This is a genomic window from Xanthobacter autotrophicus ATCC 700552, from assembly GCF_043194565.1.
In the GTDB taxonomy this organism is placed as follows: Bacteria; Pseudomonadota; Alphaproteobacteria; order Rhizobiales; family Xanthobacteraceae; genus Xanthobacter; species Xanthobacter autotrophicus_F.
Genome location: NZ_JBAFVS010000010.1, coordinates 1 through 22,762 on the forward strand (window position 1 = coordinate 1; position 22,762 = coordinate 22,762).

The 22,762-nt window shown below is 65.5% G+C and carries 25 protein-coding genes and 1 pseudogene; 23 read left to right on the plus strand and 3 right to left on the minus strand.

The window, feature by feature from the left end; genetic code table 11:
* Positions 1 to 67 precede the first annotated feature (67 nt).
* The 7 genes from parA to V5F48_RS12290 all read left to right on the plus strand — a co-directional run bounded on the left by parA (position 68) and on the right by V5F48_RS12290 (position 5,681).
* On the plus strand, positions 68 to 706 hold the full coding sequence (gene parA / locus V5F48_RS12260; protein WP_394259082.1) for a ParA family partition ATPase: 639 nt from the start codon (positions 68 to 70) through the stop codon (positions 704 to 706).
* Positions 703 to 957: a hypothetical protein gene (locus tag V5F48_RS12265; protein ID WP_394258952.1), complete on the plus strand. Its 255-nt coding sequence runs from the start codon at positions 703 to 705 to the stop codon at positions 955 to 957. Before parA ends, V5F48_RS12265 begins: the two co-directional genes overlap by 4 nt.
* Positions 954 to 1,475: a DUF2840 domain-containing protein gene (locus V5F48_RS12270; protein ID WP_394258953.1), complete on the plus strand. Its 522-nt coding sequence runs from the start codon at positions 954 to 956 to the stop codon at positions 1,473 to 1,475. The genes V5F48_RS12265 and V5F48_RS12270 overlap by 4 nt, the downstream gene beginning before the upstream one ends.
* Entirely contained in the window at positions 1,472 to 2,017 is a 546-nt protein-coding gene (locus V5F48_RS12275) for a S26 family signal peptidase (protein ID WP_394258954.1), read from the plus strand. Before V5F48_RS12270 ends, V5F48_RS12275 begins: the two co-directional genes overlap by 4 nt.
* Before the next feature lie 68 nt (positions 2,018 to 2,085).
* Positions 2,086 to 2,421, plus strand: a complete 336-nt coding sequence (locus V5F48_RS12280) for a DUF736 domain-containing protein (protein WP_394258955.1) — start codon at positions 2,086 to 2,088, stop codon at positions 2,419 to 2,421.
* A 4-nt stretch (positions 2,422 to 2,425) separates the two neighbouring features.
* The gene (locus tag V5F48_RS12285; protein WP_394258956.1) at positions 2,426 to 3,340 is read left to right on the plus strand and encodes a lytic transglycosylase domain-containing protein; all 915 of its coding nucleotides are present in this window, start codon (positions 2,426 to 2,428) and stop codon (positions 3,338 to 3,340) included.
* Between the two features lie 1,108 nt (positions 3,341 to 4,448).
* On the plus strand, positions 4,449 to 5,681 hold the full coding sequence (locus V5F48_RS12290; protein ID WP_394259083.1) for a DUF3363 domain-containing protein: 1,233 nt from the start codon (positions 4,449 to 4,451) through the stop codon (positions 5,679 to 5,681).
* 34 nt (positions 5,682 to 5,715) lie between these two features.
* On the opposite strand, the gene V5F48_RS12295 is transcribed toward V5F48_RS12290, so the two are convergent.
* On the minus strand, positions 5,716 to 6,654 hold the full coding sequence (locus tag V5F48_RS12295) for a LysR family transcriptional regulator (RefSeq protein WP_394258957.1): 939 nt from the start codon (positions 6,652 to 6,654) through the stop codon (positions 5,716 to 5,718).
* Positions 6,655 to 6,744: 90 nt separating this feature from the next.
* Here V5F48_RS12295 and V5F48_RS12300 point away from each other — a divergent pair, with 90 nt between their 5' ends.
* The 3 genes from V5F48_RS12300 to V5F48_RS12310 all read left to right on the plus strand — a co-directional run bounded on the left by V5F48_RS12300 (position 6,745) and on the right by V5F48_RS12310 (position 9,515).
* Positions 6,745 to 7,479: an SDR family NAD(P)-dependent oxidoreductase gene (locus V5F48_RS12300; RefSeq protein ID WP_394258958.1), complete on the plus strand. Its 735-nt coding sequence runs from the start codon at positions 6,745 to 6,747 to the stop codon at positions 7,477 to 7,479.
* A gap of 23 nt (positions 7,480 to 7,502) precedes the next feature.
* Positions 7,503 to 8,489 carry an aldo/keto reductase gene (locus tag V5F48_RS12305; protein WP_394258959.1) on the plus strand — a complete coding sequence of 329 codons (987 nt, stop codon included), beginning with the start codon at positions 7,503 to 7,505 and terminating at the stop codon, positions 8,487 to 8,489.
* A 156-nt stretch (positions 8,490 to 8,645) separates the two neighbouring features.
* A complete protein-coding gene (locus V5F48_RS12310; protein ID WP_394258960.1) occupies positions 8,646 to 9,515 on the plus strand; it encodes a LysR family transcriptional regulator in 870 nt (289 codons plus the stop codon).
* A gap of 48 nt (positions 9,516 to 9,563) precedes the next feature.
* On the opposite strand, the pseudogene V5F48_RS12315 reads toward V5F48_RS12310, so the two are convergent.
* Together V5F48_RS12315 and V5F48_RS12320 are read right to left on the minus strand one after the other, a co-directional pair.
* A pseudogene (locus V5F48_RS12315) lies at positions 9,564 to 9,713 on the minus strand (helix-turn-helix domain-containing protein); the annotation flags it as partial.
* Positions 9,670 to 9,918: a helix-turn-helix domain-containing protein gene (locus V5F48_RS12320; RefSeq protein ID WP_394258961.1), complete on the minus strand. Its 249-nt coding sequence runs from the start codon at positions 9,916 to 9,918 to the stop codon at positions 9,670 to 9,672. The pseudogene V5F48_RS12315 and the gene V5F48_RS12320, both read right to left, overlap by 44 nt.
* A gap of 102 nt (positions 9,919 to 10,020) precedes the next feature.
* On the opposite strand from V5F48_RS12320, the gene V5F48_RS12325 reads away from it, so the two are divergent.
* From V5F48_RS12325 to V5F48_RS12385, 13 genes are all read left to right on the plus strand, one after another.
* Positions 10,021 to 10,320, plus strand: coding sequence for a DNA -binding domain-containing protein (locus tag V5F48_RS12325; RefSeq protein ID WP_394258962.1), 300 nt, complete (start codon positions 10,021 to 10,023; stop codon positions 10,318 to 10,320).
* 117 nt (positions 10,321 to 10,437) lie between these two features.
* Complete coding sequence (locus tag V5F48_RS12330) at positions 10,438 to 12,438, plus strand: conjugal transfer protein TraG (RefSeq protein WP_394258963.1); 2,001 nt, start codon at positions 10,438 to 10,440, stop codon at positions 12,436 to 12,438.
* A 12-nt stretch (positions 12,439 to 12,450) separates the two neighbouring features.
* A complete protein-coding gene (locus V5F48_RS12335) occupies positions 12,451 to 12,888 on the plus strand; it encodes a ribbon-helix-helix domain-containing protein (protein WP_394258964.1) in 438 nt (145 codons plus the stop codon).
* A gap of 169 nt (positions 12,889 to 13,057) precedes the next feature.
* Positions 13,058 to 14,074 (plus strand): P-type conjugative transfer ATPase TrbB, encoded by a 1,017-nt coding sequence (gene trbB / locus V5F48_RS12340; RefSeq protein WP_394258965.1) that lies wholly within the window; start codon positions 13,058 to 13,060, stop codon positions 14,072 to 14,074.
* Positions 14,071 to 14,403: a TrbC/VirB2 family type IV secretion system protein gene (locus V5F48_RS12345; protein ID WP_237347115.1), complete on the plus strand. Its 333-nt coding sequence runs from the start codon at positions 14,071 to 14,073 to the stop codon at positions 14,401 to 14,403. The genes trbB and V5F48_RS12345 overlap by 4 nt, the downstream gene beginning before the upstream one ends.
* Positions 14,403 to 14,684, plus strand: a complete 282-nt coding sequence (locus V5F48_RS12350) for a VirB3 family type IV secretion system protein (RefSeq protein WP_237347116.1) — start codon at positions 14,403 to 14,405, stop codon at positions 14,682 to 14,684. The genes V5F48_RS12345 and V5F48_RS12350 overlap by 1 nt, the downstream gene beginning before the upstream one ends.
* Positions 14,685 to 14,697: 13 nt before the next feature.
* Entirely contained in the window at positions 14,698 to 17,136 is a 2,439-nt protein-coding gene (gene trbE, locus V5F48_RS12355; RefSeq protein WP_394258966.1) for a conjugal transfer protein TrbE, read from the plus strand.
* On the plus strand, positions 17,133 to 17,909 hold the full coding sequence (trbJ, locus tag V5F48_RS12360) for a P-type conjugative transfer protein TrbJ (protein ID WP_394258967.1): 777 nt from the start codon (positions 17,133 to 17,135) through the stop codon (positions 17,907 to 17,909). The genes trbE and trbJ overlap by 4 nt, the downstream gene beginning before the upstream one ends.
* 16 nt (positions 17,910 to 17,925) lie before the next feature.
* Positions 17,926 to 18,288: a putative entry exclusion protein TrbK-alt gene (trbK-alt, locus tag V5F48_RS12365; RefSeq protein ID WP_394258968.1), complete on the plus strand. Its 363-nt coding sequence runs from the start codon at positions 17,926 to 17,928 to the stop codon at positions 18,286 to 18,288.
* A gap of 1 nt (position 18,289) precedes the next feature.
* The gene (trbL, locus tag V5F48_RS12370) at positions 18,290 to 19,594 is read left to right on the plus strand and encodes a P-type conjugative transfer protein TrbL (protein WP_394258969.1); all 1,305 of its coding nucleotides are present in this window, start codon (positions 18,290 to 18,292) and stop codon (positions 19,592 to 19,594) included.
* Positions 19,594 to 20,277, plus strand: coding sequence for a conjugal transfer protein TrbF (trbF, locus tag V5F48_RS12375; RefSeq protein WP_394258970.1), 684 nt, complete (start codon positions 19,594 to 19,596; stop codon positions 20,275 to 20,277). The genes trbL and trbF overlap by 1 nt, the downstream gene beginning before the upstream one ends.
* Positions 20,274 to 21,350, plus strand: a complete 1,077-nt coding sequence (gene trbG / locus V5F48_RS12380) for a P-type conjugative transfer protein TrbG (RefSeq protein ID WP_394258971.1) — start codon at positions 20,274 to 20,276, stop codon at positions 21,348 to 21,350. Before trbF ends, trbG begins: the two co-directional genes overlap by 4 nt.
* Positions 21,347 to 22,591, plus strand: coding sequence for a TraB/TrbI/VirB10 family type IV secretion system protein (locus tag V5F48_RS12385; protein WP_394258972.1), 1,245 nt, complete (start codon positions 21,347 to 21,349; stop codon positions 22,589 to 22,591). Before trbG ends, V5F48_RS12385 begins: the two co-directional genes overlap by 4 nt.
* Positions 22,592 to 22,762: the final 171 nt, after the last annotated feature.

Below are 22,762 nucleotides of genomic sequence, written 5' to 3' on the forward strand. Positions count from 1 at the left end.
CTTATTTTTTGACGCGCGCGGGCGCGACCCATGGTGCTGGTGCCGCCGGGCGATCGAGGCGCGCGCCATGATCGTCGCCCTGCTCAACCAGAAGGGTGGCGTCGGCAAGACGACGCTGGCCCTGCATCTCGCCGGCGAGTGGGCCAGGACCGGCAGGCGCGTCACGCTGATCGATGCCGACCCGCAAGGCTCGGCGCTGGACTGGTCGCAGCAGCGGGCGCGTGAAGGCTGCCCACGGCTGTTCGGCGTCGTCGGCCTGGCCCGCGACACCCTGCACCGGGAAGCCCCCGAGCTGGCGCGCGATGTCGATCACGTCGTCATCGACGGCCCGCCGCGCGTCGCCGGCCTGATGCGCTCGGCGCTGCTCGCCGCCGACCTTGTGCTGATCCCGGTGCAGCCGTCGCCGTTCGACGGCTGGGCCTCGGCCGAGATGCTGGCGCTCCTCACGGAGGCGCGCATCTACCGGCCAGAGCTTGCCGCCCGCTTCGTGCTCAATCGATGCGGCGCGCGCACCGTCATCGCCCGTGAAACGGCCGAGACGCTGGCCGACCACGATCCGCCCTTGCTCGCCGCCACCATCGGCCAGCGCGTCGTCTTCGCAGATGCCGCGCAATCCGGACGGCTCGCCTCGGAGATCGACGGGGACAGTCCGGCCGCGCGCGAGATCGCCGCGCTCGCCGCCGAGATCGGCAGGTTCGCACCATGAGCGAACGATCCCCGAAACGCGGCTTCGCGGCACGCCCGGCTGATCCCGAGAGCTGGGTCAAGGCGAGCGAACCGCCATCGGCCCGCACGGGCGACGGCGCTGCGTTCACGGCGCGATTGACGATCGACATCACGCCCGAGCTGCGCGGCCGGATCAAGATCGTCGCCTTCCAGCGCGGCGTCACCGTCGCCGACATGCTGCGCGAGCTGCTCGCGCGCGAATTCCCATCCACCGAAGGAGACCCCTCATGACCGGCAACGCGGCTCCCCGCGTGCGCGGCGGCCCCGTGCCGTCAGCACTTGCCTCCGACAGCCTGACCCATGTCGAGCTGACCCATATCGAGAAAAAGATCGAGCATTGGGTTCGCTTCGGTCCGCTCGCAGAAGAAACCATCATCGACCGCCGGCGGCGCATCTTCGCGTTCCGGCCGGGCGCCATTTTCGCCTTCGTCCGCTGGGCGTCCAACGACTTCGGCACCATCATCTCACGCATTGACATCGTGCGCGCCGTTGAGCCGCACGAACCCTATCAGACGCTGCCCTTCGTGCGGCCCGGCGGCGACATCCTGCTCAAGATCGACGGCTGGCCGAAGGTCGAACAGGTGCTCCGCCACATCGACGCCATCCAGGCGATCGGCATCGATCCGGAGGATGTTTCGCCCGACCATTGGCGGCACGTCCACAACCGGCTGACCGCCAATCACGAACCGCGCGCCTACAGCGCCGAGCAGCACCGGGCCTTCCTCAAACGCCGGAGGGCGGAGCCATGACCCGCTTCGGCTATGTGATGGTGACGTATTTCTCGATCATGGGCGTCGCCATCGCGTCCTTCATCCCGACGCCGACGCGGCTGGTCTGGAACGTCTCCGCCAGTGCGCCGATCGGCCTCTATGCCATCGATCCGCCCGGCGACTTGACCGTCACCGATCTGGTCGCGGTCGATCCGCCCCAAGCGCTCGCCGATTTCATGGTGGAGCGCGGCTATATCGGCCGCGGCGTGCCGCTCTTGAAGCGCGTGATGGGGCTGCCAAGGCAAGAGGTCTGCCGCATCCGCCGCACCATCACGGTCGATGGCGTCGAACTCGGCGCAGCGCTCGACCGCGACCGCTCGGGCCGCGAACTGCCGGTGTGGAACGGCTGCCGCCGCATCGGCGGTGAAGAGATCTTCCTGATGAACCCGGCTGTTCATGACAGTCTGGACGGCCGTTATTTCGGTCCGATCCCGATCAGCACCGTCATCGGCCGCGCGACACCGATCTACACCGACGAAGCCGGCGACGGCCGCTTCGTCTGGCGCGCCGCAACGCGCTGACCGCCACGATTCCGGCGGGCATGGCGCGCGCCGACTTTCACCCAACCCCCAGCATCGAGGAGACTTCCATGCCGCAGATCGGCCAGTTCACCCGCGAGACGACAGGCTTCGTCGGGCGCGTCCATACGCTCACCCTCTACCGCGAACTCACCATCGTGCCGGCCGAGCCGTCCGATGCCGAGAACGCGCCAGACTATCGCATCCACCACGGCGCCGACGACGGTCCGGAGATCGGCGCGGGCTGGAAACGCACCGGCGAACGCGCGGGCGAATACGTCTCACTGCTGATCGACGACCCCGCCTTGCCGCAGCCTATCCGCGCCAACCTGTTCCGCGATGACGACGGCGGGGCCGCCTGGTCGCTGCACTGGACGCGGCCAATCAAACGCAGCGAGCGGGAGTGATCCCATGCGCAATATCGTCAAGATCGCGCGAAGGTTTTTCCGTCAAAGCTCCATCCCTTTGTTCGCGAACAGGCCATCTCATCCCTTCGTCCCGCTCGACGATCTGTCGGCCGGCGCGCGCAGCGAAGGTCAAGGGCGATCGAAGATCGGCGCTGTGCGCGAACCCTTGACCGCAGCGAGCACGCTGGCAGGCTGGCGTCGTTGCGGAGACAGGATACCCGTCCGATCGGCGGTGCTTCTCCTGTCCGGGGTGCTCGCCGTCGCGATGCCGCTTCCCTGTCGGGCGCAGCCCGAGCCGGTGCAACGCCAATCCCAGACCGATCCATATGCTGCGCATATCGCCGAGGCGGCGCAGCGGTTCGGCATTCCGGCGGTGTGGATCAGGGCCGTGATGCGCGTCGAAAGCGCCAATGAGGTGCGGGCGATCTCGCCCAAGGGCGCGATGGGTCTGATGCAGATCATGCCGGCGACCTGGGCCGATTTGCGCGCCCGGCATCGGCTCGGCGGCGATCCCTATGATCCGCGCGACAACATTCTGGCGGGCGCGGCGTATCTGCGCGAGTTGCATGACCGCTACGGATCGCCGGGGTTCCTCGCCGCCTACAATGCCGGTCCCGGTCGATACGAAGAGCATCTCGCGGGCCGTCCGTTACCCGCCGAGACCCGTGCTTATGTCGCCACGCTCGCCCCGCAGATCGGCGGCGGCGAGATCACCGGACCGGTCGCCGTCGTGTCGGCCGATCCTCGATCCTGGACCCGCGCGCCGCTGTTCATTGCACAGGCCGATCGCACATCGTCCGCCGATCCTGTGCAGTCGAATGACACTCCGGCTGCAACGCCCGTGCGCGATGTCCCGGCGGTCGCGCCGCAGTCGGGCGGCCTGTTCGTGGCCCGCGCAGAAACGGGAGGACCGCGATGAGCATGGCGGTTGGGTGTGCCCGGCGGTCTTTTCCAGTGTGCAGCTTGTATGGATCGGATCAGGCGGAATCAGGGTCAGGACGGGCAGAAGGGGCAGAGAGGCGGGAGGGCAAGATTAAAGCGGACGGCACCCCATGGGTCCGATCCGGGGGCCAAGTCTTTGTCTGCACACTGTTTGGGGCGGCACCGTCGCCGGGCCTGCATGGTGCCGCGAGGCGCGGTAAACCCGACATTTGCAGCGTTTTTGGCGGCACTCTCGACCTGCTTCGGCGCTTTTGGCTGGATTGCCGGCCATGAGCACCGACGACGACACCCGCTTTCGCCCGAAGTCAGGCCGCATCCGCTCCGATGCGTCGAAGGCGGGCCAGGCCAAGAGCTTTCTCACCAAGGTCAAGAAGATCGCCCGCCAGCATGGCGCGGCATCCGGGCGGGTCTCGCGCGGCGGCGGCGGAGCATCCGGCAAGCCCGGCCGCAACGGCAACGTCGCGTCCGGCCGGGGTGTCAAGCGCGGGCGCGGTGCGGCCTTCGTCCGATCCCGCAACCTGTCGAACGGCTGGAGCCATCGCCAGCCCGGCAGCCGCCGCGTCATCGTCAAATCGCGCTCCGTCCGCGCCGCCGGCAGGAGCGGCAAGGCCGCCGCGCATTTGCGCTACATCCAGCGCGACGGCACCTCGCGCGACGGCGAGCGCGGCCGGCTCTACTCGGCCACCGAGGATCGCGCCGGCGGCGATGCCTTCCTCGATCGCGGCAAGGACGACCGTCACCAGTTCCGCTTCATCGTCTCGCCGGAAGATGCCACCGAGATCGAAGATCTGACCGGCCATACTCGCGACCTGATGCGCCAGCTCGAAGCCGACCTCGGGACCAAGCTCGATTGGGTCGCGGTCAACCACTTCAACACCGGCCATCCCCATGTCCATGTCATCGTCAACGGCCGCGACGATCTCGGCGAGGATCTGGTCATCAACGGCGACTATCTTGCCAACGGCGTGCGCGAGCGGGCGAGCGAGCTGGCGACGCTGGAACTCGGTCCCGTCACCGAGATCGAGCAGCGCCGCAAGCTGACCGCCGAGATCGACCAGGACCGCTTCACCCGGATCGACCGGGCGATGCTGAACGAGGCCGATGGCGGCGCGCTCGATCTGCGCCATGCGCCCGACGATCTGCGCGGCCAAGAGGATCGGACGCTTCGCCTTCGCCGTCTCGGCAAGCTGGAGAAGATGGGTCTCGCCGCCGAACAGTCCCCCGGCGTCTGGGAACTCAGAGACCGGCTGGAGCCGACGCTGCGCGAGATGGCCGAGCGCGGCGATATCGTGCGCACCATGCAGAAGGCGATGCGGGCCGAGGGCCACGACCGCGATCCAATGAGCTTCCAGATTCACGACACCGCGTCTGCGACGCCGATCGTCGGCCGCGTGATCGACAAGCATCTTTCCGACGAGTTGGGCGAGAAGCTGACACTGGTGATCGATGGCATCGACGGTCGCACGCATCACATCTCCGGCGTCGATCAGGCGAAGGTCGCGGACGCCCGGATCGGCAGCGTCATCGAGATCGGCGCGAGCGACGCCGGTCCCCGCCCGGCTGACCGCGCCATCGCCGGCATTGCGGAGGATGGCATCTATCGGCCGAGCCGCCATCTGGAGCAGGCCCGCTTCGACGGCAGTGTGCCAGGTGGCGATTATGATGGGTTCGTCGATGCCCATGTGCGTCGGCTGGAGGCGTTGCGCCGCGCCGGCGTCGTCGAGCGCATCGACGCCGACCAGTGGCGCATCCCGCAGGACTTCGAGACGCGCGCCGCCGCCCATGACGCTGGCCGAGGTCGCCAGCTCAACATCCGTGTCCTCTCGACCTTCGATCTGGAACAGCAGATCACGGCGGACGGTGCGACCTGGCTGGACCGCAGGCTGGTCGGGCGTGGTCCGTCCGAAATCGCACCGGCGGGGTTTGGACAGGAGGTCAGCCAGGCGATGGACCGCCGCCGCGATCGCTTGATCGAACAGGGCGACGCCACGCGCCAGCAGAACGGGCGCGTCCTCTACCGCCGCGATCTTCTATCGACGTTGGAGACGCGCGAGGTCGCCCGCGCCGGGGCGGAGTTGGCGGCGACAAAGCCGATGCCGTTCCGGGCGGCTGGCGACAGTGAGACGGTCAACGGCACCTTCACCGGGACGGTCCAGCTCACCAGCGGAAAGTTCGCCATCGTCGAGAAGAGCCGCGAGTTTACGCTTGTGCCGTGGCGGCCGGTGATCGACCGCCAACTCGGCAAAGAGGTGACGGGCATCGTGCAGGGCGGGTCAGTATCGTGGCAATTGGGGCGGCCGAGGGGATTGGGCCTGTAGAGGCGGCACCGAGGCATTGCCGGCCGAGTGTGCGTCAATCACGCTCTGCTTCAGACGACGAAACCATCAACTGCTTCAACCACTGGGCTGGTGTGTTCGCTCCAGCCTTAGCGGTGATCGCGCCGATGCGAACGGCTGGTGGAATATAGGCGGTCTTAGCCTCCACAAGCTGACCTGCCCGAAGCGCGCTGGCGACCAGACGTCGCGGCAGCAATGCCGTCATGTCCGTCTCCAGTACGATTTCCCGCGCGGTATGCACATCCGGAGCCCAAAGCGACGGCGCGGGCATAGTCTCCAGTCCCTGCATGTAGACCTCGCTCCAGCCTACCGGACGCTTAAGGCCTGAACCATCGAGGGTGGAGTCCTCGCCGTTCCACGGGTCCAGCGCCGAGACAGCAATGCGGGAAAGCATCGACAGCTTTCCGATCGAAAGTCCTTGCTTAGCTGCGGGGTGTTTTCCCCGAACCACCCAGACGGCGGTCTCTTCGAAAAGCGCGTCATACGTAAAGCGTGGTGGAACTTCCTCGTATGCGCAGACCACGACATCGACCATGCCTTGATCGAGCGCTTCGGCCAGCCCGGGCCCCGGCGCTCTGATGCGTAGCTTCGATCCCGGAGATGCTTCGCGCAATGCTGCGGCGACTTTGGGCAACAGAACGGAGCAGCCATAGGCGCTAGCGACGACGACGAACTCACGTCCCGATGTGGCTGGATCAAAGGGCGTAAAGGACACAGCCCGCTCCAGGTCCTCCATTGCGCGGCGCACCAGCGGCGCCATTTCCAGCGCTCGCGGTGTCGGACGCAGGCTCGCGCTGCCTCGAATGAACAGAGGATCACCCAACCGGTCGCGAAGGCGGCTGAGTGCGTGGCTGACTGCCGAGGGGCTGAGGTTCAGGCGCTCGCCCGCGCGCGTAGCATTCCCCTCATCCATCAAGACCACGAAGACTCGGAGAAGATTCAGGTCCAGAGCCATGAACTGCATATCATTCACACCAACTCTGAAAACATATCATTTCATTCATATCACATCGTCGGGTTAAATAAACCGGGAAAGGAGTTCCTGATGTCGAAAACAATTGCCGTGGTGGGCGCTGGGCCCGGAATAGGAATGGCAGTAGCCGAGCGCTTCGGCCGCGAGGGCTTCAATGTCGCGTTGCTGGCGCGGAACCCCACTGCTCTGGCTGGCCATGCCAGCAATCTCAAAGACATCGGCGTGGGGGCGGCGGCATTCCCGACCGACGTGCTCGACAGAGTCGCTCTGGCAAACTCTATTGACGAAGTAATCTCGCGTTTTGGTTCCGTTGATGTTCTGGAATACGGACCAACCCCGTCTCCTGCGAGCATGCGCCTGCCGAGAGACACCGATGTTGAGAATGAACAATTCCATCTCAACCTTCAGGTACTCGGCGCCATTGCTGCAGTACGCGCGGTCCTACCCGCCATGCTGGAGCGGGAAACCGGAACCCTTCTCTTCACTACAGCGGCATCAGCTCAGCATCCCGCCCCTATCACCGGGAGCTTCGGCATCGCGGCGGGTGCGCTTTTGAACTATGTCCGCCTGCTCAACAAAGACCTTGCCGCCAATGGCGTACACGCCGGTCTGGTGTCCGTGGCGGGGCTGGTGGTGCCTCCCGGTAAGACCGCCGCAGACAACGCATCGGATTTTCCGCCCGGCATCCCTCTTGTTGCAGCGGAAGATGTGGCCGAGCTGCATTGGCGCATGCACCGCGACAGAGACCAAGTCGAAGTCTTCGCAGGCGACATCGACGTGCTGCTAGCCAACAAGCAACTTTATTGAGTCTTGGAACAGGAAGCGCAGATATGAAGTACAGATATTTCGGCCGAGGGACCGGCATCAAGGCATCTCCTTTGATCCTCGGATGCGGTATGCTCGGAAACGTCTCGGGTTATGGATCTCCCCCCGATGAGGCCAAGGCGATTCTGACCGATTTTGTTGTCGCCGGAGGCAATTTCATCGACACGTCGGATGCTTATCAATTTGGGCAATCTGAAACGCTCATCGGCGAGTTTATTTCGTCGTGCCGGGACGACTACATCATCTCGTCCAAATACAGCCGCACGGCGTCGCAGAAACCCTCGGTCGCCGCGCAAGGGTCGCATCGAAAAGCGATGGTACAGTCAGTCGAAGCCAGCCTTAGGCGTCTGAATACCGATCGGATCGACATCTACCTCGCGCACATGGACGATGGCGCGACCCCGATTGAAGAGGTGGTACGCGGTTTTGAAGACCTCGTTTCGGCTGGAAAGATTATCTTCGGCGGCTTCTCCAACACCCCAGCCTGGCGCGTCGCGAAAGCTGCGACCGTCGCGGATATGAGGGGATGGGCTCCGCTCGGCGCGGTTCAACTCGAATATAGCCTGCTGCAACGAACGCCGGAGCGGGAGCTTCTGCCAATGGCCGATGAATTTGGTCTCGCCGTGATGGGCTATTCACCTCTGGCTGGAGGCGTTCTGACCGGCAAATATCGCAAAGGCGAGGAAGGCCGCGCCACAGCATTCAAGGGAGCGATATCGCATAACGATGCCGGATTGAGCGCGAAGGTCATCGACATTCTCGTGGAAGCTTCCGAGCAGCTTGGAGCATCGCCAGGACAGATCGCCATAGCATGGGCGATATCCAAAGGCGTCTTTCCGATCATCGGACCGCGAAGCGCAGCACAGCTAGAGGATAATCTCGGTGCGGCATCAATCAGCCTTGATAACGAAACCATCAAGCGGCTGGACGCAGCCAGTGAGATCGCACTGGGCTATCCGCATGAACTTCTAGCCAGCATCCGGCAGCCCTAAACACTTGGTTCTGATCGTCTTAGCGGGTGTCAGTGAGGCAGCCTAGTTATGCGTCGACTTTCCTCACCCAAAGGTAACGACCAAAGGCCGCGGCGATTGACTGAGGCGCGTTCACCTTTGGGTTCGCGCATTCCACTGGCATCGTTGATCCAAACCTTGGCCGTTGCAGAGCATTTGAACTTTCGTCACGCCGCTAATACGCTCGGCGTGAGCCAATCCTGCGTCAGCACCCGCGTGAAATTGTTGGAGCAGGATCTGGGCATCCTGCTGTTCGAACGCCTACCGCGCGGCGTGCGGTTAACGGAGGCGGGACGGCATTTTGTCGACCAGGTGGCGGTCGGCATCGGTCACCTCGACCATGCGGTCAAAACGGCTGGCCTGCTTGCGCGCGGCGAACACGGCCGTCTGCGCATCGGCGCCAACGCCCTGATCTCCAATGGCTTCCTCGCCGATCTCCTGAACCGTTACCGGGGGCTCTACCCCGGCGTTGAAATGGAGATCGCCGAGCGCAGGGTGGGCGAGGCGGTGAAGCAGGTGCGTGACGGGAATCTCGATGTCGCCTTTGTGCTGGGAACGCCGGCCATACCGGACTGTCATTCAAAGCCGATATGGACCGAACAGACCATGATCGCATTGCCGGCGACGCATCCGCTTGCCCACGGAGAAAGCGTCGCCTGGGTCGAGCTTTCGGCAGAGACCTTTCTGGTCCGCTACGGCGGAACAGGCCCGCAGCTTCACGACCTCATCCTGCAGCGGCTCGCCGAGCGCTGGCCGCGACCGTCCATCCAACGCTTCGACGTGGACCGGCTGACGCTGATATCGATGGTCGAGCAGGGCTACGGTGTGACGCTGGTCCCGGAGGCGACGGCGCAGATCCGATTTCCGGGCGTGGTCTTCCTGCCGATTATCGACGAGCACAAGCCCGCTGTCTTCTCGGCGGTGTGGTCGCCGAACAACCGCGCCGTGGCGCTCCGCGATTTGCTCGACCTCGCCAAGGAAGCCCGTCGCTCAAGCCCGCACGCCTGAAGCCTTGAGCAAATCTCCAGGCTCAACACCATGCGCTTCGGCAATCTACCCAACAACAGTGACGCTGGCGGATACGTCGGCGCGTTCGACCGCCCCGACGTAGCGGGCGCTCAAACCCGGGCGATCCGCCAATTCCTCCTGCGTCAGTTGCTTGTCATGACCCGCGACCGACCGATTCAATCCGCGACAGTATTTCAGCGGCGGACACTTCAAGCGCAGCCGCAATATCTACGAACTCGATAACATCAATCCGTCGCTCTCCGTTCTCATACTTGGCGACGAAGGACTGCGGCTTGTTCAGCCGCTCGGCAAGTTCCGCCTGCGTCAGATTTCTGTCCTTGCGTGCTGCCGAGAGAAGCGTCTGAAGAAGTTGTTGGCGGGGCGCGCGCAAGGTTTTCTGCATTCGGACGGCTCTCCATTGAAAAAGGGGAGCAGTTCCGATAATCCTGATCTGGGATTATCCCATTTCAGGATTATTGTTTCCGTGGGTCCGAGGGAGGACCAGATGCGCGTCAAACCCGAACTCGATCCTGACGTTGATGACCTGGCCCCGGCGGCGGCGGACGTAACCCTCTATGACGAGGCGCATTTCGTCACCTATTTGCGCCTGCTGGACGCCGAGACCGACGGTGCGGACTGGGCGGAGGTGGCGAGGATCGTCCTGCATCGCGATCCGCTGGCAGAGCGAGACCGAACGAAGGCGTGCTGGGAAAGCCATCTCGCCCGCGCACAGTGGATGACGAAGATCGGCTACCGGCGCATTCTGGAACAGGCCGTCGAGGAAGCCCGCAACACGCGGCACTGACCCGTCCGATTTCTACGCCATGGTATCCGGCAGTACGCTCGCTGTTCTTTCCTGTTGCCTATCGCGAAACCGCCTATTCTCTGATCGGCTCCGTCTCTTTTGCTGATCGGAGCGTGTATGTCGGGAAGCCGTGTCCTCTGGGGCCAGATCACCATCGTCGTCGCCATCGTGCTGGCGACGATCTGGGGCGCGACCGAGTGGACGGCTTGGCGGCTCGGCTTCCAAGGGCAACTCGGGACGCCATGGTTCGAGCTGGGCGGCTGGCCGGTCTACTATCCGCCGGCCTTCTTCTGGTGGTGGTATGCCTACGATGCCTATGCACCGGCGATCTTCATCGAAGGGGCGGTCATCGCCGCGTCGGGCGGCTTTCTCTCCATCGCCGTCGCCATCACCCTATCGATCATCCGGGCGCGTGAGGCGAAGAACGTCGCCACCTACGGCTCGGCGCGATGGGCCTCTCCCGAGGAGGTGAAGGCGGCCGGGCTGCTCGGCCCCGACGGCGTGGTGCTTGGCAGATTGGACCGCGACTATCTCCGCCATGACGGTCCGGAGCATGTGCTGTGCTTCGCGCCGACCCGTTCAGGCAAGGGCGTCGGCCTCGTGGTGCCGACGCTGCTGACCTGGCCGGGCAGCGTGATCGTCCATGATATCAAGGGCGAGAACTGGGGTCTGACGGCGGGGTTCCGCGCCAGGCACGGCCGCGTCCTGCTGTTCGACCCGACCGACGCGAAGTCCTCGGCCTACAATCCACTGCTGGAAGTGCGGCGCGGCGATTGGGAAGTCCGCGACGTCCAGAACATCGCCGACATCCTGGTCGATCCCGAAGGCGCGCTCGACAAGCGGAACCATTGGGAAAAGACCAGCCATTCGCTGCTGGTCGGCGTGATCCTGCATGTCCTCTATGCCGAAGCCGACAAGACGCTGGCCGGCGTTGCCAACTTCCTCTCCGATCCGAAGCGCCCCATGGAGGCGACGCTGCGCGCCATGATGTCCACGCCACATTTGGGCGAAGCGGGCGTCCACCCCGTCATCGCCTCATCGGCGCGCGAACTGCTCAACAAATCCGACAACGAGCGCTCCGGCGTGCTGTCCACCGCCATGTCCTTCCTCGGCCTCTATCGCGATCCCGTGGTGGCGAAGGTGACGGCGCGCTGCGACTGGCGCATCGCCGATCTCGTCTCGGGCAAGCGGCCCGTCAGCCTCTACCTCGTCGTGCCGCCCTCCGACATCGCCCGCACCAAGCCGCTGATCCGCCTGATCCTCAATCAGGTCGGGCGGCGATTGACCGAGGAATTGAACGCCGCCAACCGCCATCGGCTGCTGCTGATGCTGGACGAGTTTCCGGCGCTGGGACGGCTCGACTTCTTCGAGTCGGCGTTGGCCTTCATGGCCGGCTACGGCATCAAGAGTTTCTTGATCGCGCAGAGCCTCAACCAGATCGAGAAGGCTTACGGCGCAAACAATTCGGTGCTCGACAATTGCCATGTCCGCGTCGCCTTCGCCACCAACGACGAGCGCACCGCCAAGCGCGTTTCGGACTCGCTGGGCACCGCGACCGAGATGCGTGATTCCACCAACTATGCCGGCCATCGATTGTCGCCCTGGCTCGGCCATCTCATGGTGTCGCGACAAGAGACGGCCCGACCGCTGCTGACGCCCGGCGAAGTGATGCAACTTCCGCCCACCGACGAACTGCTGCTGGTCGCGGGCGTGCCGCCGATCCGGGCGAGGAAGGCGCGCTATTACGAGGACGCCCGTTTCAAGGAGCGGTTGCTGCCACCGCCGGACCTGTCCGCCGGGGCCAAGGTTTCGAAAGCGCCATCGGGTGATGAATGGTCGGCGCTGAGGATACCGACACCTGCCGCATCATCCACGCCGCCCGTACCGACGACGCCCGACGCCACTGCCACCGATCCCGCCAATGCCGGTATCCGCCGCGAGCCGGAACTGCCCGAGCATGAGGAGATCGTTCCCGACGAACGTCCGGTAGTCGGCGAGTTCGACGTGCTCGACGACGAGCCGGACGTGGACGCTGCCAAAGCCCGCACCATCCGCCAGCAGGTCACGTCCGTCGCCCGCCAGGCGACCATGGACCCCGCCGATGGCATCGAAATGTAAGGAGTCGTCGCCATGCAGACCAAAACCCGCATGAATGTCTATTTCGAGCCGGACCTGTTGAAGAAGGTCGAGGCGCTGGCGTTGCGCCGCAACGTCTCCAAGTCTGCCGTGATCGAAGCGGCCGTCGCGTCCTTCCTGTCGGCCGATGCTTCCGAACGGCTGGAAGCGGTGTTCGCCCGGCGCATGGACAAGCTCGGCCGACAGGTTGACGGACTGGACGAGGATCTCGCCATCCTCGGCGAGACGCTTTCGCTGTTCATCCGCTTCTGGCTGACCGTGACCCCACCATTGCCCGACAGCGCCCAGGCGTCGGCTCGCGCAAAGGGCGCAGAGAGGTTCGACGGATTCCTGCAATCGCTCGGCCGCAGGCTCGCGACCGGCGATCTATTCTTGAAGGAGCTGTCGCGTGACATCGACTCCGCACGAAATGGCGGCGCTGAAACCGACTAAAACAGGTCGAGTGAAACACCCGTCAAATATTCAATCCCGCCGATTTCCGCCTTTTCTTCGCCATAGCCGCACGCTGCTAGATACTTGTTGAATCGGCCCAACTTACGGCTCTTTTAATCATCCCCGTCCGGGGAGCATCTGTGTTGCCCCCGGCTAGATCGGGGATCAGATGGCGGTATCGCAGCAGAATTCGGAGAGCTTGACGCGCGGCGCGCGGATGCTGCGCACGGCGCTCGGCCCCGCCATTGCGCGATTTCTGGAAGACCCCACCGTCGTCGAAGTGATGCTGAACCCGGACGGGCGGCTGTGGATCGACCGGCTGTCGGAAGGCCTGTCCGATACGGGTGAGCGACTGTCGCCCGCCGATGGCGAGCGGATCGTGCGTCTGGTCGCGCATCATGTCGGCGCGGAGGTTCACGCTGGCGCACCCCGCGTCTCGGCGGAGTTGCCCGAAACCGGCGAACGGTTCGAGGGGCTATTGCCGCCCGTCGTGGCCGCGCCTGCCTTCGCGATCCGCAAGCCCGCCGTCGCCGTGTTCTCGCTCGACGACTATGTCGCCGCCGGGATCATGTCGGCGGCGCAGGCCGAGGCGTTGCGTTCAGCCGTCGCGTCACGCGCCAACATCCTCGTCGCCGGCGGCACGTCCACCGGCAAGACGACGCTGACCAACGCGCTCTTGGCCGAAGTCGCAAAGACCGCCGATCGCGTCATCATCATCGAAGATACGCGCGAGCTGCAATGCGCAGCACCCAACCTCGTCGCGATGCGCACCAAGGATGGTGTCGCCTCGCTGTCCGATCTCGTCCGCTCCTCACTGCGGCTACGCCCCGACCGCATCCCGATCGGTGAAGTGCGCGGCCCGGAAGCGCTCGACTTGTTGAAGGCGTGGGGCACCGGCCATCCCGGCGGCGTCGGCACCATCCACGCCGGCAGCGCCATCGGCGCGCTGCGGCGGATGGAGCAGCTCATCCAGGAAGCTGTCGTCACCGTGCCGCGCGCGCTGATCGCCGAGACCATCGACCTCGTGGCGGTCCTCGCCGGGCGCGGATCGTCCCGCCGGCTTATCGAACTCGCCCGCGTCGAGGGTCTCGGTCCCGACGGCGATTACCGCGTCGTGCCTGCCGTCAGCGACGGCAGCGACATCGAGTCCTTCCCCAACCCCAGCCCCACAGGAGTTCCCGCATGATCCGCACGCTTTCGCGCGGCTGCCGCCGCATGGCGATGGCCGCCGCCACCGTTTCCCTCAGCCTCATGTTGGCGCCCGCCGCCTACGCCTCCGGTTCGTCGATGCCGTGGGAAGCCCCGCTGCAATCCATCCTCCAGTCGATCGAAGGCCCGGTCGCCAAGATCATCGCGGTGATCGTCATCATCTCGACCGGCCTGGCGCTGGCCTTCGGCGATACGTCCGGCGGCTTCCGCCGGCTGATCCAGATCGTTTTCGGCCTGTCGATCGCGTTTGCCGCGTCCAGCTTCTTCCTGTCGTTCTTCTCGTTCGGCGGCGGGGCGCTGGTCTGATGGCCTCGCTGCCTGACAACGCCGGCGAAGTGCCGGGTTATTCCGTGCCGGTCCACCGGGCGCTGACCGAGCATATCCTGCTCGGCGGCGCGCCGCGTGGCCTCGCCATCCTCAACGGCACGCTGGCGGCGGCGCTTGGCCTGGGCCTGCGCCTCTGGCTGGTCGGCCTCGCCATCTGGGCGGTCGGCCATCTCGCCGCCGTCTGGGCGGCGAAGCGCGATCCGATGTTCGTCGATGTGGTGCGCCGCCATCTGCGCATCCCCGGCCATCTTGGCGTTTGAGGAGGCCGATCCCATGATGAACCTGGCTGAATATCGCCGCACTGCTACCCGTCTCGCCGACTTCTTGCCCTGGGTCGCACTCGTGGGCGAAGGCGTCGTCCTCAACAAGGACGGCAGCTTCCAGCGCACCGCGCGCTTCCGCGGTCCCGACCTCGACAGTGCCGTGCCCGCCGAACTGGTCGCGGTCGCTGGGCGGCTCAACAATGCCTTCCGCCGCCTGGGATCGGGGTGGGCGATCTTCGTCGAGGCCCAGCGCCATGAGGCTGCGTCCTATCCCGCCAGCCGTTTTCCCGACACCGCTTCGGCGCTGGTCGATGCCGAGCGTAAGGCCGACTTCGAGGAGGCCGGCTCGCACTATGAATCCAGCTATTTTCTGACCTTCACCTATCTACCGCCCGCCGAGGACGCGGCACGGGCCGAGACCTGGCTGTACGAGGGCCGCGAGCAATCCGGCGTCGATGGCTGCGAGATGCTCACCGTCTTCGTCGATCGCACCGACCGCGTGCTGCAACTGGTGGACGGCTTCATGCCGGAATGCGTCTGGCTCGATGATGCCGAGACGCTGACCTACCTGCATTCCTGTGTTTCGACCAACCGGCACCGCGTTCGCGTGCCCGAGACGCCGATGTATCTCGACGCGCTCGTCGCCGACCAGCCGCTCACCGGCGGGCTGGAGCCGCGCTTGGGTTCGACGCATCTGCGCGTGCTGACCATCGTCGGCTTCCCGTCCGCGACCACGCCCGGTCTGCTCGACGAGCTGAACCGGCTGGCCTTTCCCTATCGCTGGTCCACCCGCGCCATCCTGCTCGACAAGACCGACGCCACCAAGCTGCTGACCAAGATCCGGCGGCAATGGTTCGCCAAGCGCAAGTCGATCGCCGCCATACTGAAAGAGGTGATGACCAACGAGGCGTCCGCGCTCGTTGACACGGATGCATCGAACAAGGCGGCCGACGCCGACATAGCCCTGCAGGAACTCGGCGCGGACTATGCCGGTATCGCCTATGTCACCGCGACCGTTACCGTCTGGGACGATGATCCGCGTCTCGCCGACGAGAAGCTGCGACTGACGGAAAAAATCGTCCAGGGCCGCGATTTCACGGCAATGGCCGAGACGATCAATGCGGCCGATGCCTGGCTGGGCTCGCTACCCAGCCACGTCTACGCCAATGTCCGCCAGCCGCCCGTCAGCACATTGAACCTCGCCCACATGATCCCGCTCAGCGCGGTGTGGGCGGGTCCGGAACGGGACGAGCATTTTGCAGCGCCCCCACTGCTCTTCGGCAAGACCGAAGGCTCGACCCCGTTCCGGTTATCCCTTCACGTCGGCGATGTCGGCCATACGCTCGTCGTCGGCCCGACCGGCGCCGGCAAATCCGTGCTGCTGGCGCTGATGGCGCTTCAGTTCAGGCGCTACCCGAAAGCGCAGGTCTTCGCCTTCGACTTCGGCGGCAGTATCCGCGCTGCCGCGCTGGCGATGGGCGGCGACTGGCACGATCTCGGTGGCGGACTGAGCGACGGCAGCGACGAGAGCGTGTCGCTCCAGCCGCTGGCCCGCATCCATGATGTCCCCGAGCGTGCCTGGGCCGCCGACTGGATCGTGGGGATTCTGACGCGCGAAGGCGTCGCCATCACCCCGGAGGTGAAGGAATACATCTGGACGGCGCTGACATCGCTCGCCAGCGCGCCGGTCAGCGAACGAACCATCACCGGCCTCGCGGTCCTACTTCAATCCAATGACCTGAAGCAGGCGCTCCGCCCTTACTGCGTCGGCGGTGCCCATGGACGCTTGCTCGATGCCGAGGCCGAATATCTCGGCTCCGCAACCGTTCAGGCCTTCGAGACCGAAGGACTCATCGGCACCGAGGCCGCGCCCGCCGTGCTGGCCTATCTGTTTCACCGCATCGGCGACCGGCTCGACGGATCGCCGACGCTTATCATCATCGACGAAGGCTGGCTCGCCCTCGACGACGAGGGTTTTGCCGGCCAACTCCGCGAATGGCTTAAGACGCTGCGCAAGAAGAACGCCAGCGTGATCTTTGCTACCCAATCGCTGTCCGACATTGATGGCAGCGCCATTGCGCCCGCCATCATCGAAAGCTGCCAGACCCGGCTCCTGCTCCCGAATGAGCGGGCGATCGAGCCGCAGATCACCGCGATCTATCGCCGCTTCGGTCTCAATGACCGCCAGATCGAGATCCTCGCGCGGGCCACTCCCAAGCGCGACTATTACTGCCAGTCGCGACGCGGCAACCGGCTGTTCGAGCTGGGTCTATCCGATGTGGCGCTGGCGCTCTGCGCCGCCTCGTCGAAGACCGACCAGACCGAGATTGCACAGCTTCTCGCCGAGCACGGCCGCGACGGCTTCTTCGCCGCCTGGCTGCGCCATCGCGGCGTCGCCTGGGCCGCCGACCTCATCCCCGACCTCACCAATATGGAGATCCTATCATGACGCTTCCTCGTGTCCGTCGCCGTTCCCGTGCGGCGTTTGTCGCCGCATCCATCCTGTCCATGCCGCTGGCGCTGTCACCGATCGTCACCACGCCGGCCGCCGCGCAGTGGATCGTCTACGATCCGACCAACTACGCGCAGAACGTCCTCACGGCGGCGCGAACGCTCCAGCAGGTTAATCAGCAGATCACCCAGCTTCAGAACGAAGCGACGATGCTGATCAATCAGGCCCGCAATCTGGCGAGCCTGCCGTACTCGTCGCTCAGCCAGCTTCAGCAGTCGATCGCCAAGACGCAGGCGCTTCTCAAGCAAGCGCAGAGCATCGCCTACGACGTCCAGAACATCGACCGGGCCTTCCAGACGACCTACGGCACGGCCTCGACCTCGGCGAGCAGCGCCACCCTGATCGCCGACGCCAAGACGCGCTGGCAGAACTCAGTCGCCGGTTTGCAGGACGCCATGCGAGTGCAGGCCACCGTCGTCGGCAATATCGACACCAACAGCACCCAGATGTCGGCGCTGGTCGGATCGAGTCAGTTCGCGACCGGTGCGCTTCAGGCGACGCAAGCCGGCAACCAGCTTCTCGCGCTTCAGGCCCAGCAGCTCGCCGATCTCACCGCCGTCGTTGCCGCCAACGGCCGGGCACAGGCGCTGACCGAAGCCGAGCGGGCGGCGGCGGCCGAACAGGGCCGCGAGCAGCGCCGCCGCTTCCTGACGCCGGGCACGGGCTACCAGCCCGGCAATGCGCAGATGTTCAACAACGGCAGCAACTGACCGGGAGAGACGCGCCATGGAAGGCAAGACGCTGGCCCGCATCGCTGCCGCCATCTTCGCTGGCGTCGCCATCACCGCAACCGCGATCGAGATGACGCGCGACGAGGAGGCACCGGTCAATCCGGCTACGGCCATGGTTGCACCAGCCGCGCCCGATCCGCTGCGCGAGGGGCAGCGCCGGTGCCAGCGTCTCGGTGAGGCCGGCGCGCGTGACGCCGAATGTCTGCGCGTCTGGGCCGAGAGCCGCGACCGCTTCCTTGGTCTCGACAGGTTGCCGCGACCCACGACCCCGCGATCCGCGCCGGCTGCCACCACGACCGACGATCCCGTCATGAAGCAGACCGTGCCGGCCGAGCCGAGCACGGCGGAGGAACGATAATATGGGCGGCACCGGCGTCATCGACCAGTTCCTGGCCGTCTTCACCCGCTACATCGACAGTGGCTTCGGCCTGCTGTCGGGCGAGGTCGCCTTCATCGCCACGACGCTGATCGTCATCGACGTGACGCTGGCGGCGCTATTCTGGTCGATGGGCGGCGATGACGACATCATCGGCCGGCTCATAAAGAAGACGCTGTTCGTCGGTGTCTTCGCCTACATCATCGGCAACTGGAACAACCTTGCCCGCATCGTCTTCGAGAGCTTTGCCGGTCTCGGCCTGAAGGCCAGCGGCACCGGCTTCACGACCGCCGATCTCCTTCGCCCCGGCAAGGTCGCGCAGGTCGGCCTCGACGCAGGACGGCCGCTGCTCGAATCCATCTCCGGCCTGATGGGCTGGATCTCCTTCTTCGAGAACTTCATCCAGATCGCCTGCCTGCTGTTTGCATGGGCGCTGGTGCTGCTCGCCTTCTTCATCCTTGCCATCCAGCTCTTCGTCACCCTGATCGAGTTCAAGCTGACGACGCTCGCCGGTTTCGTGCTCATCCCGTTCGGCCTGTTCGGCAAATCCGCCTTCATGGCCGAACGGGTGCTCGGCAACGTCATCTCGTCGGGCATCAAGGTCCTGGTGCTCGCGGTCATCATCGGCATTGGCTCGACGCTGTTCAGCCAGTTCACCGCAGGGTTCGGCGGGACAGCGCCGACGATCGACGACGCCATGGCGATCGTGCTCGCCGCGCTGTCGCTGCTGGGCCTTGGCATCTTCGGTCCCGGCATCGCCAATGGTCTCGTCTCCGGCGGTCCCCAGCTTGGCGCAGGTGCGGCGATCGGCACCGGCCTTGCCGCAGGCGGCATGGTGGCCGCCGGAGGGGCTGCGATCGGTGCGGTCGCGTCAAGCGGGGCCGCTCTGGCCGGAGGCGCTGCCGCTGCCGCGAGAGGCGGTGCGTCACTCGCGGGCGGCGCCACCGCCGCCTATCGCGCAGGTGGTGCATCGGGCGTCGCCAGCAGCGGCGCATCCAAGGCGGGAGCCGCCATCGCCAACCCGTTCAAGCGTGCCGCCGCGTCGATGAAGGACAGCTTCCAGGCGGGCGAACGGTCCGTCGCTGGCGAGACTGCATCCGCCGAGGGCGCTGACGCGCCGTCTGATTCTTCGTCGTCCGCCGCCAGCAACGGCCCGCCTGCCTGGGCCAAGCGCATGAAGCGCGGCCAGCAAGCCTCGCACGGCATTCAGGCCGCCGCCCATGCCGTCAAATCCGGCGACAGCCATGGCGGCGGCTCTTCCGTCAACCTCTCCGAAAGCGACCGCTGATGTTCAAACGACCCGCCACCCATTACGGCAAGACGCCGCAACCCGAGACACCGTATCAACGCGCCGCCCAGGTCTGGGACGACCGTATTGGCTCCGCACGCGTACAAGCCAGGAATTGGCGGCTGATGGCCTTCGGATCGCTGATCCTGTCGGCCGGACTGTCCAGCGCGCTGGTCTGGCAATCCGCCAACGGCTCGATCGTGCCGTGGGTGGTGCAGGTCGACAAGCTTGGGGCAGCACAGGCCGTCGCGCCGGCGCAAGCCGACTATCGCCCGACCGATCCGCAGATCGCCTGGCACCTCGCGCGGTTCATCGAGCAGGTTCGCAGCATTCCGGCCGATGCGATCATCGTGCGGCAAAACTGGCTTCGCGCCTACGAGTTCACCACCGATCGCGGGGCGATGGCGCTGAACGACTATGCCCGCGTCAACGACCCTTTCACCAAGGTCGGCAAGCAGCAGATCGCTGTCGAGGTGTCGTCCGTGATCCGAGCCTCACCCGACAGCTTCCGCGTCGCATGGGTCGAGCGCCGCTATCAGGACGGCTCGCTCGCCGAGACATCGCGCTGGACAGCGATCCTCACCATCGGCGTCGCGCCACCCCGCGACGCCGAAAAGCTCCGGGCCAATCCGCTCGGAATCTACGTCAACGCCATCAACTGGTCGAAGGAGCTTGGACAATGATCCGGCCGTCTCATCTGACCGCCGGACATCCGGCGAACCCTGTTCACGCCATTACGCCTGCACGGAGAGCCGGAAAGGCGGCTCTCCGCAAAGCCACATTCGCGGCCTTGCTGTTGTCCGCAACGGCGCTCGCCGGCTGCGCCACGACGCAAAAACCGCCCGAAATCGCCTATGACGATGCCGCGCCCGCCGTGCAGACCGTCGATCCGCCATCGCCCGTCACAGTCGTCGAGCTGCCGCGTCCATTGCCATTGCCCGGACAGATGAAGCCGGTGGAGGAATCCCGCCGGGCGCCCGAGCCGACCGATCCGACCGCCCGCGTTAATCAGGCCAACGCCGCCGCCCGCATCCAGCCCGTCCGCGACGGCTTCATCAACGCCATGCAGGTCTATCCATACACCGGCGGCGCGCTCTATCAGGTCTACACCGCCGTCGGCCAGATCACCGACATCGCGCTTCAGCCGGGCGAAACCCTCGTCGGCTCCGGCCCCGTCGCCGCCGGCGACACCGTGCGCTGGATCATCGGCGACACGCTCAGCGGCTCCGGTGCGACCCAACAGGTCCATATCCTGGTGAAGCCGACCCGCGCCGATCTGATGACCAACCTCATCATCAACACCAACCTGCGCACTTACCATATGGAGCTCCGCTCGACCGAGCGGACCTATATGGCGTCGGTGTCCTGGCAGTATCCGCAGGACCAGCTCATCGCACTGCGCCGCCAATACAGCCAGGCCGAAGCCGCGCAGCCCATCGCCAGCGGCGTCGATCTCGCCAACGTCAACTTCCGCTATGCGATCGACGGCGACCGAGCGCCGTGGCGGCCGTTGCGCGCGTTCGACGATGGCCGGCAGGTGTTCATCGAGTTCCCGCGCGGCATCGCCCAAGGCGAGATGCCGCCGCTGTTCGTCGTCGGTCCCGAGGGCAACACCTCCGAGCTGGTGAACTACCGGGTGCGCGGCCGGCATATGATCGTCGATCGGCTGTTCGCCGCCGCCGAACTGCGCTTCGGTACGGGTGACAACCAGAAGCGTGTCCGCATCACCCGCACTGACGGGAGGCCGGCATCGTGAGCGAGATCGATCCCGATAAGAGCGCCAAGCCAGGACCGACGCCGGACACGTCTGACGATGACGCCAAGCCACTGACCGGCGAGCCGGCTGCCCCGATGCGGCTTCGTGCCGAGCCACCCCGCGTCACTCGCTTGTCGCGGAAAGTTCTGGCCGGTCTCGGCCTGGTCGCCAGCGTCGGTATCGGCGGCGCGCTGATCTATGCGCTCCAGACCCGGGATGGCGGCGGCGGAAACACCGAACTCTATTCGACCGAGAACCGCGCGACCGCCGATGGCCTCGCTGGTCTCCCACGCGACTATACCGGCCCAGTCCTGGGGCCGGCTTTGCCGGGCGATCTCGGGCGGCCGATTCTCGATGCCCAGAACAAGGGCCAGCCCGTCCCCGCGCAGGGCATCGCCACCCCCACGCCGGGCCTCAGTGCCGAGGAGCAACGGCGGCTTCAGGAAATCGAAGCGGCGCGGACCGGCCGACTGTTCGCCTCGACCGAGACGCGCAGCGCCGCGTCACCGGCGACCACGACCGCCAATGCCACAGCGCCCCTGCCGGACCTGACCAGCCTCGGTCTCGCCCCGCAGCCGGCGACACCTTCGGCACAGGACCGCCAGCTTGCCTTCCTCAATCAGGCGGCCGACCGGCGCACCGTCGCGCCGGATCGTGTGGCCGCGCCGACGTCGCCGAACATCCTTCAGGCCGGCGCCGTTATCCCGGCTGCGCTCATCACCGGCATCCGCTCCGATCTGCCCGGACAGATCACCGCCCAGGTCACGGAGAATATTTACGACAGTCCGACCGGTCGCATCCTGCTCGTACCACAGGGCACACGACTGATCGGCCAGTATGACAATGGCGTCGGTTTCGGCCAGCGCCGTGTCCTGCTGGTCTGGAACCGGCTCATCATGCCCAATGGCCGCTCGATTGTTCTGGAGCGCCAGCCGGGCGCGGACGCCGAAGGCTATGCGGGGCTTGAGGATGGCGTCGACTATCATTGGGGCGAACTGTTCAAGGCTGCCGCCCTCTCGACGCTGCTCAGCATTGGCGCCAACACGGGATCGTCCAGTGACGAGAGCGATCTGCTCAGCGCCATCCGCGACGGCGCATCCGACAGCATCGGTCAGACCGGCCGGCAGATCGTCCAGCGCCAGCTCAACATCGCGCCGACGCTGACCATCAGGCCGGGTTTCCCGGTCCGGGTCATCGTCACCCGCGTACCTTTATGCCGAACTCGGCATAAAGGCACGTAAATGTCGCGCGACCGTACACTGGAACACCGTCTTGTCGTCGCCGGTTTCGACATAAGTCACGCGGTTCGACGCTAATCTAACCTACTCGATTGCCGGCGCGAAAAGCTCCGCGTGTGTGATGCACCAGAGTGCTCATGCCCTTGGTGCGGCGGCGGCGCCAGCGCCGATGAG

What these genes read in the sequence shown, in the direction of transcription:
- V5F48_RS12265 (WP_394258952.1), top strand. Translation starts at nt 703, where the DNA reads ATGAGCGAACGATCCCCGAAACGCGGCTTCGCGGCACGCCCGGCTGAT.
- V5F48_RS12275 (WP_394258954.1), top strand. Translation starts at nt 1,472, where the DNA reads ATGACCCGCTTCGGCTATGTGATGGTGACGTATTTCTCGATCATGGGC.
- V5F48_RS12300 (WP_394258958.1), top strand. Translation starts at nt 6,745, where the DNA reads ATGTCGAAAACAATTGCCGTGGTGGGCGCTGGGCCCGGAATAGGAATG.
- V5F48_RS12270 (WP_394258953.1), top strand. Translation starts at nt 954, where the DNA reads ATGACCGGCAACGCGGCTCCCCGCGTGCGCGGCGGCCCCGTGCCGTCA.
- V5F48_RS12345 (WP_237347115.1), top strand. Translation starts at nt 14,071, where the DNA reads ATGATCCGCACGCTTTCGCGCGGCTGCCGCCGCATGGCGATGGCCGCC.
- V5F48_RS12280 (WP_394258955.1), top strand. Translation starts at nt 2,086, where the DNA reads ATGCCGCAGATCGGCCAGTTCACCCGCGAGACGACAGGCTTCGTCGGG.
- V5F48_RS12350 (WP_237347116.1), top strand. Translation starts at nt 14,403, where the DNA reads ATGGCCTCGCTGCCTGACAACGCCGGCGAAGTGCCGGGTTATTCCGTG.
- trbK-alt (WP_394258968.1), top strand. Translation starts at nt 17,926, where the DNA reads ATGGAAGGCAAGACGCTGGCCCGCATCGCTGCCGCCATCTTCGCTGGC.
- V5F48_RS12335 (WP_394258964.1), top strand. Translation starts at nt 12,451, where the DNA reads ATGCAGACCAAAACCCGCATGAATGTCTATTTCGAGCCGGACCTGTTG.
- V5F48_RS12285 (WP_394258956.1), top strand. Translation starts at nt 2,426, where the DNA reads ATGCGCAATATCGTCAAGATCGCGCGAAGGTTTTTCCGTCAAAGCTCC.
- trbJ (WP_394258967.1), top strand. Translation starts at nt 17,133, where the DNA reads ATGACGCTTCCTCGTGTCCGTCGCCGTTCCCGTGCGGCGTTTGTCGCC.
- trbE (WP_394258966.1), top strand. Translation starts at nt 14,698, where the DNA reads ATGATGAACCTGGCTGAATATCGCCGCACTGCTACCCGTCTCGCCGAC.
- trbL (WP_394258969.1), top strand. Translation starts at nt 18,290, where the DNA reads ATGGGCGGCACCGGCGTCATCGACCAGTTCCTGGCCGTCTTCACCCGC.
- trbB (WP_394258965.1), top strand. Translation starts at nt 13,058, where the DNA reads ATGGCGGTATCGCAGCAGAATTCGGAGAGCTTGACGCGCGGCGCGCGG.
- V5F48_RS12290 (WP_394259083.1), top strand. Translation starts at nt 4,449, where the DNA reads ATGCTGAACGAGGCCGATGGCGGCGCGCTCGATCTGCGCCATGCGCCC.
- V5F48_RS12325 (WP_394258962.1), top strand. Translation starts at nt 10,021, where the DNA reads ATGCGCGTCAAACCCGAACTCGATCCTGACGTTGATGACCTGGCCCCG.
- V5F48_RS12295 (WP_394258957.1), bottom strand. Translation starts at nt 6,654, where the DNA reads ATGGCTCTGGACCTGAATCTTCTCCGAGTCTTCGTGGTCTTGATGGAT.
- V5F48_RS12305 (WP_394258959.1), top strand. Translation starts at nt 7,503, where the DNA reads ATGAAGTACAGATATTTCGGCCGAGGGACCGGCATCAAGGCATCTCCT.
- V5F48_RS12320 (WP_394258961.1), bottom strand. Translation starts at nt 9,918, where the DNA reads ATGCAGAAAACCTTGCGCGCGCCCCGCCAACAACTTCTTCAGACGCTT.
- V5F48_RS12330 (WP_394258963.1), top strand. Translation starts at nt 10,438, where the DNA reads ATGTCGGGAAGCCGTGTCCTCTGGGGCCAGATCACCATCGTCGTCGCC.
- trbF (WP_394258970.1), top strand. Translation starts at nt 19,594, where the DNA reads ATGTTCAAACGACCCGCCACCCATTACGGCAAGACGCCGCAACCCGAG.
- trbG (WP_394258971.1), top strand. Translation starts at nt 20,274, where the DNA reads ATGATCCGGCCGTCTCATCTGACCGCCGGACATCCGGCGAACCCTGTT.
- parA (WP_394259082.1), top strand. Translation starts at nt 68, where the DNA reads ATGATCGTCGCCCTGCTCAACCAGAAGGGTGGCGTCGGCAAGACGACG.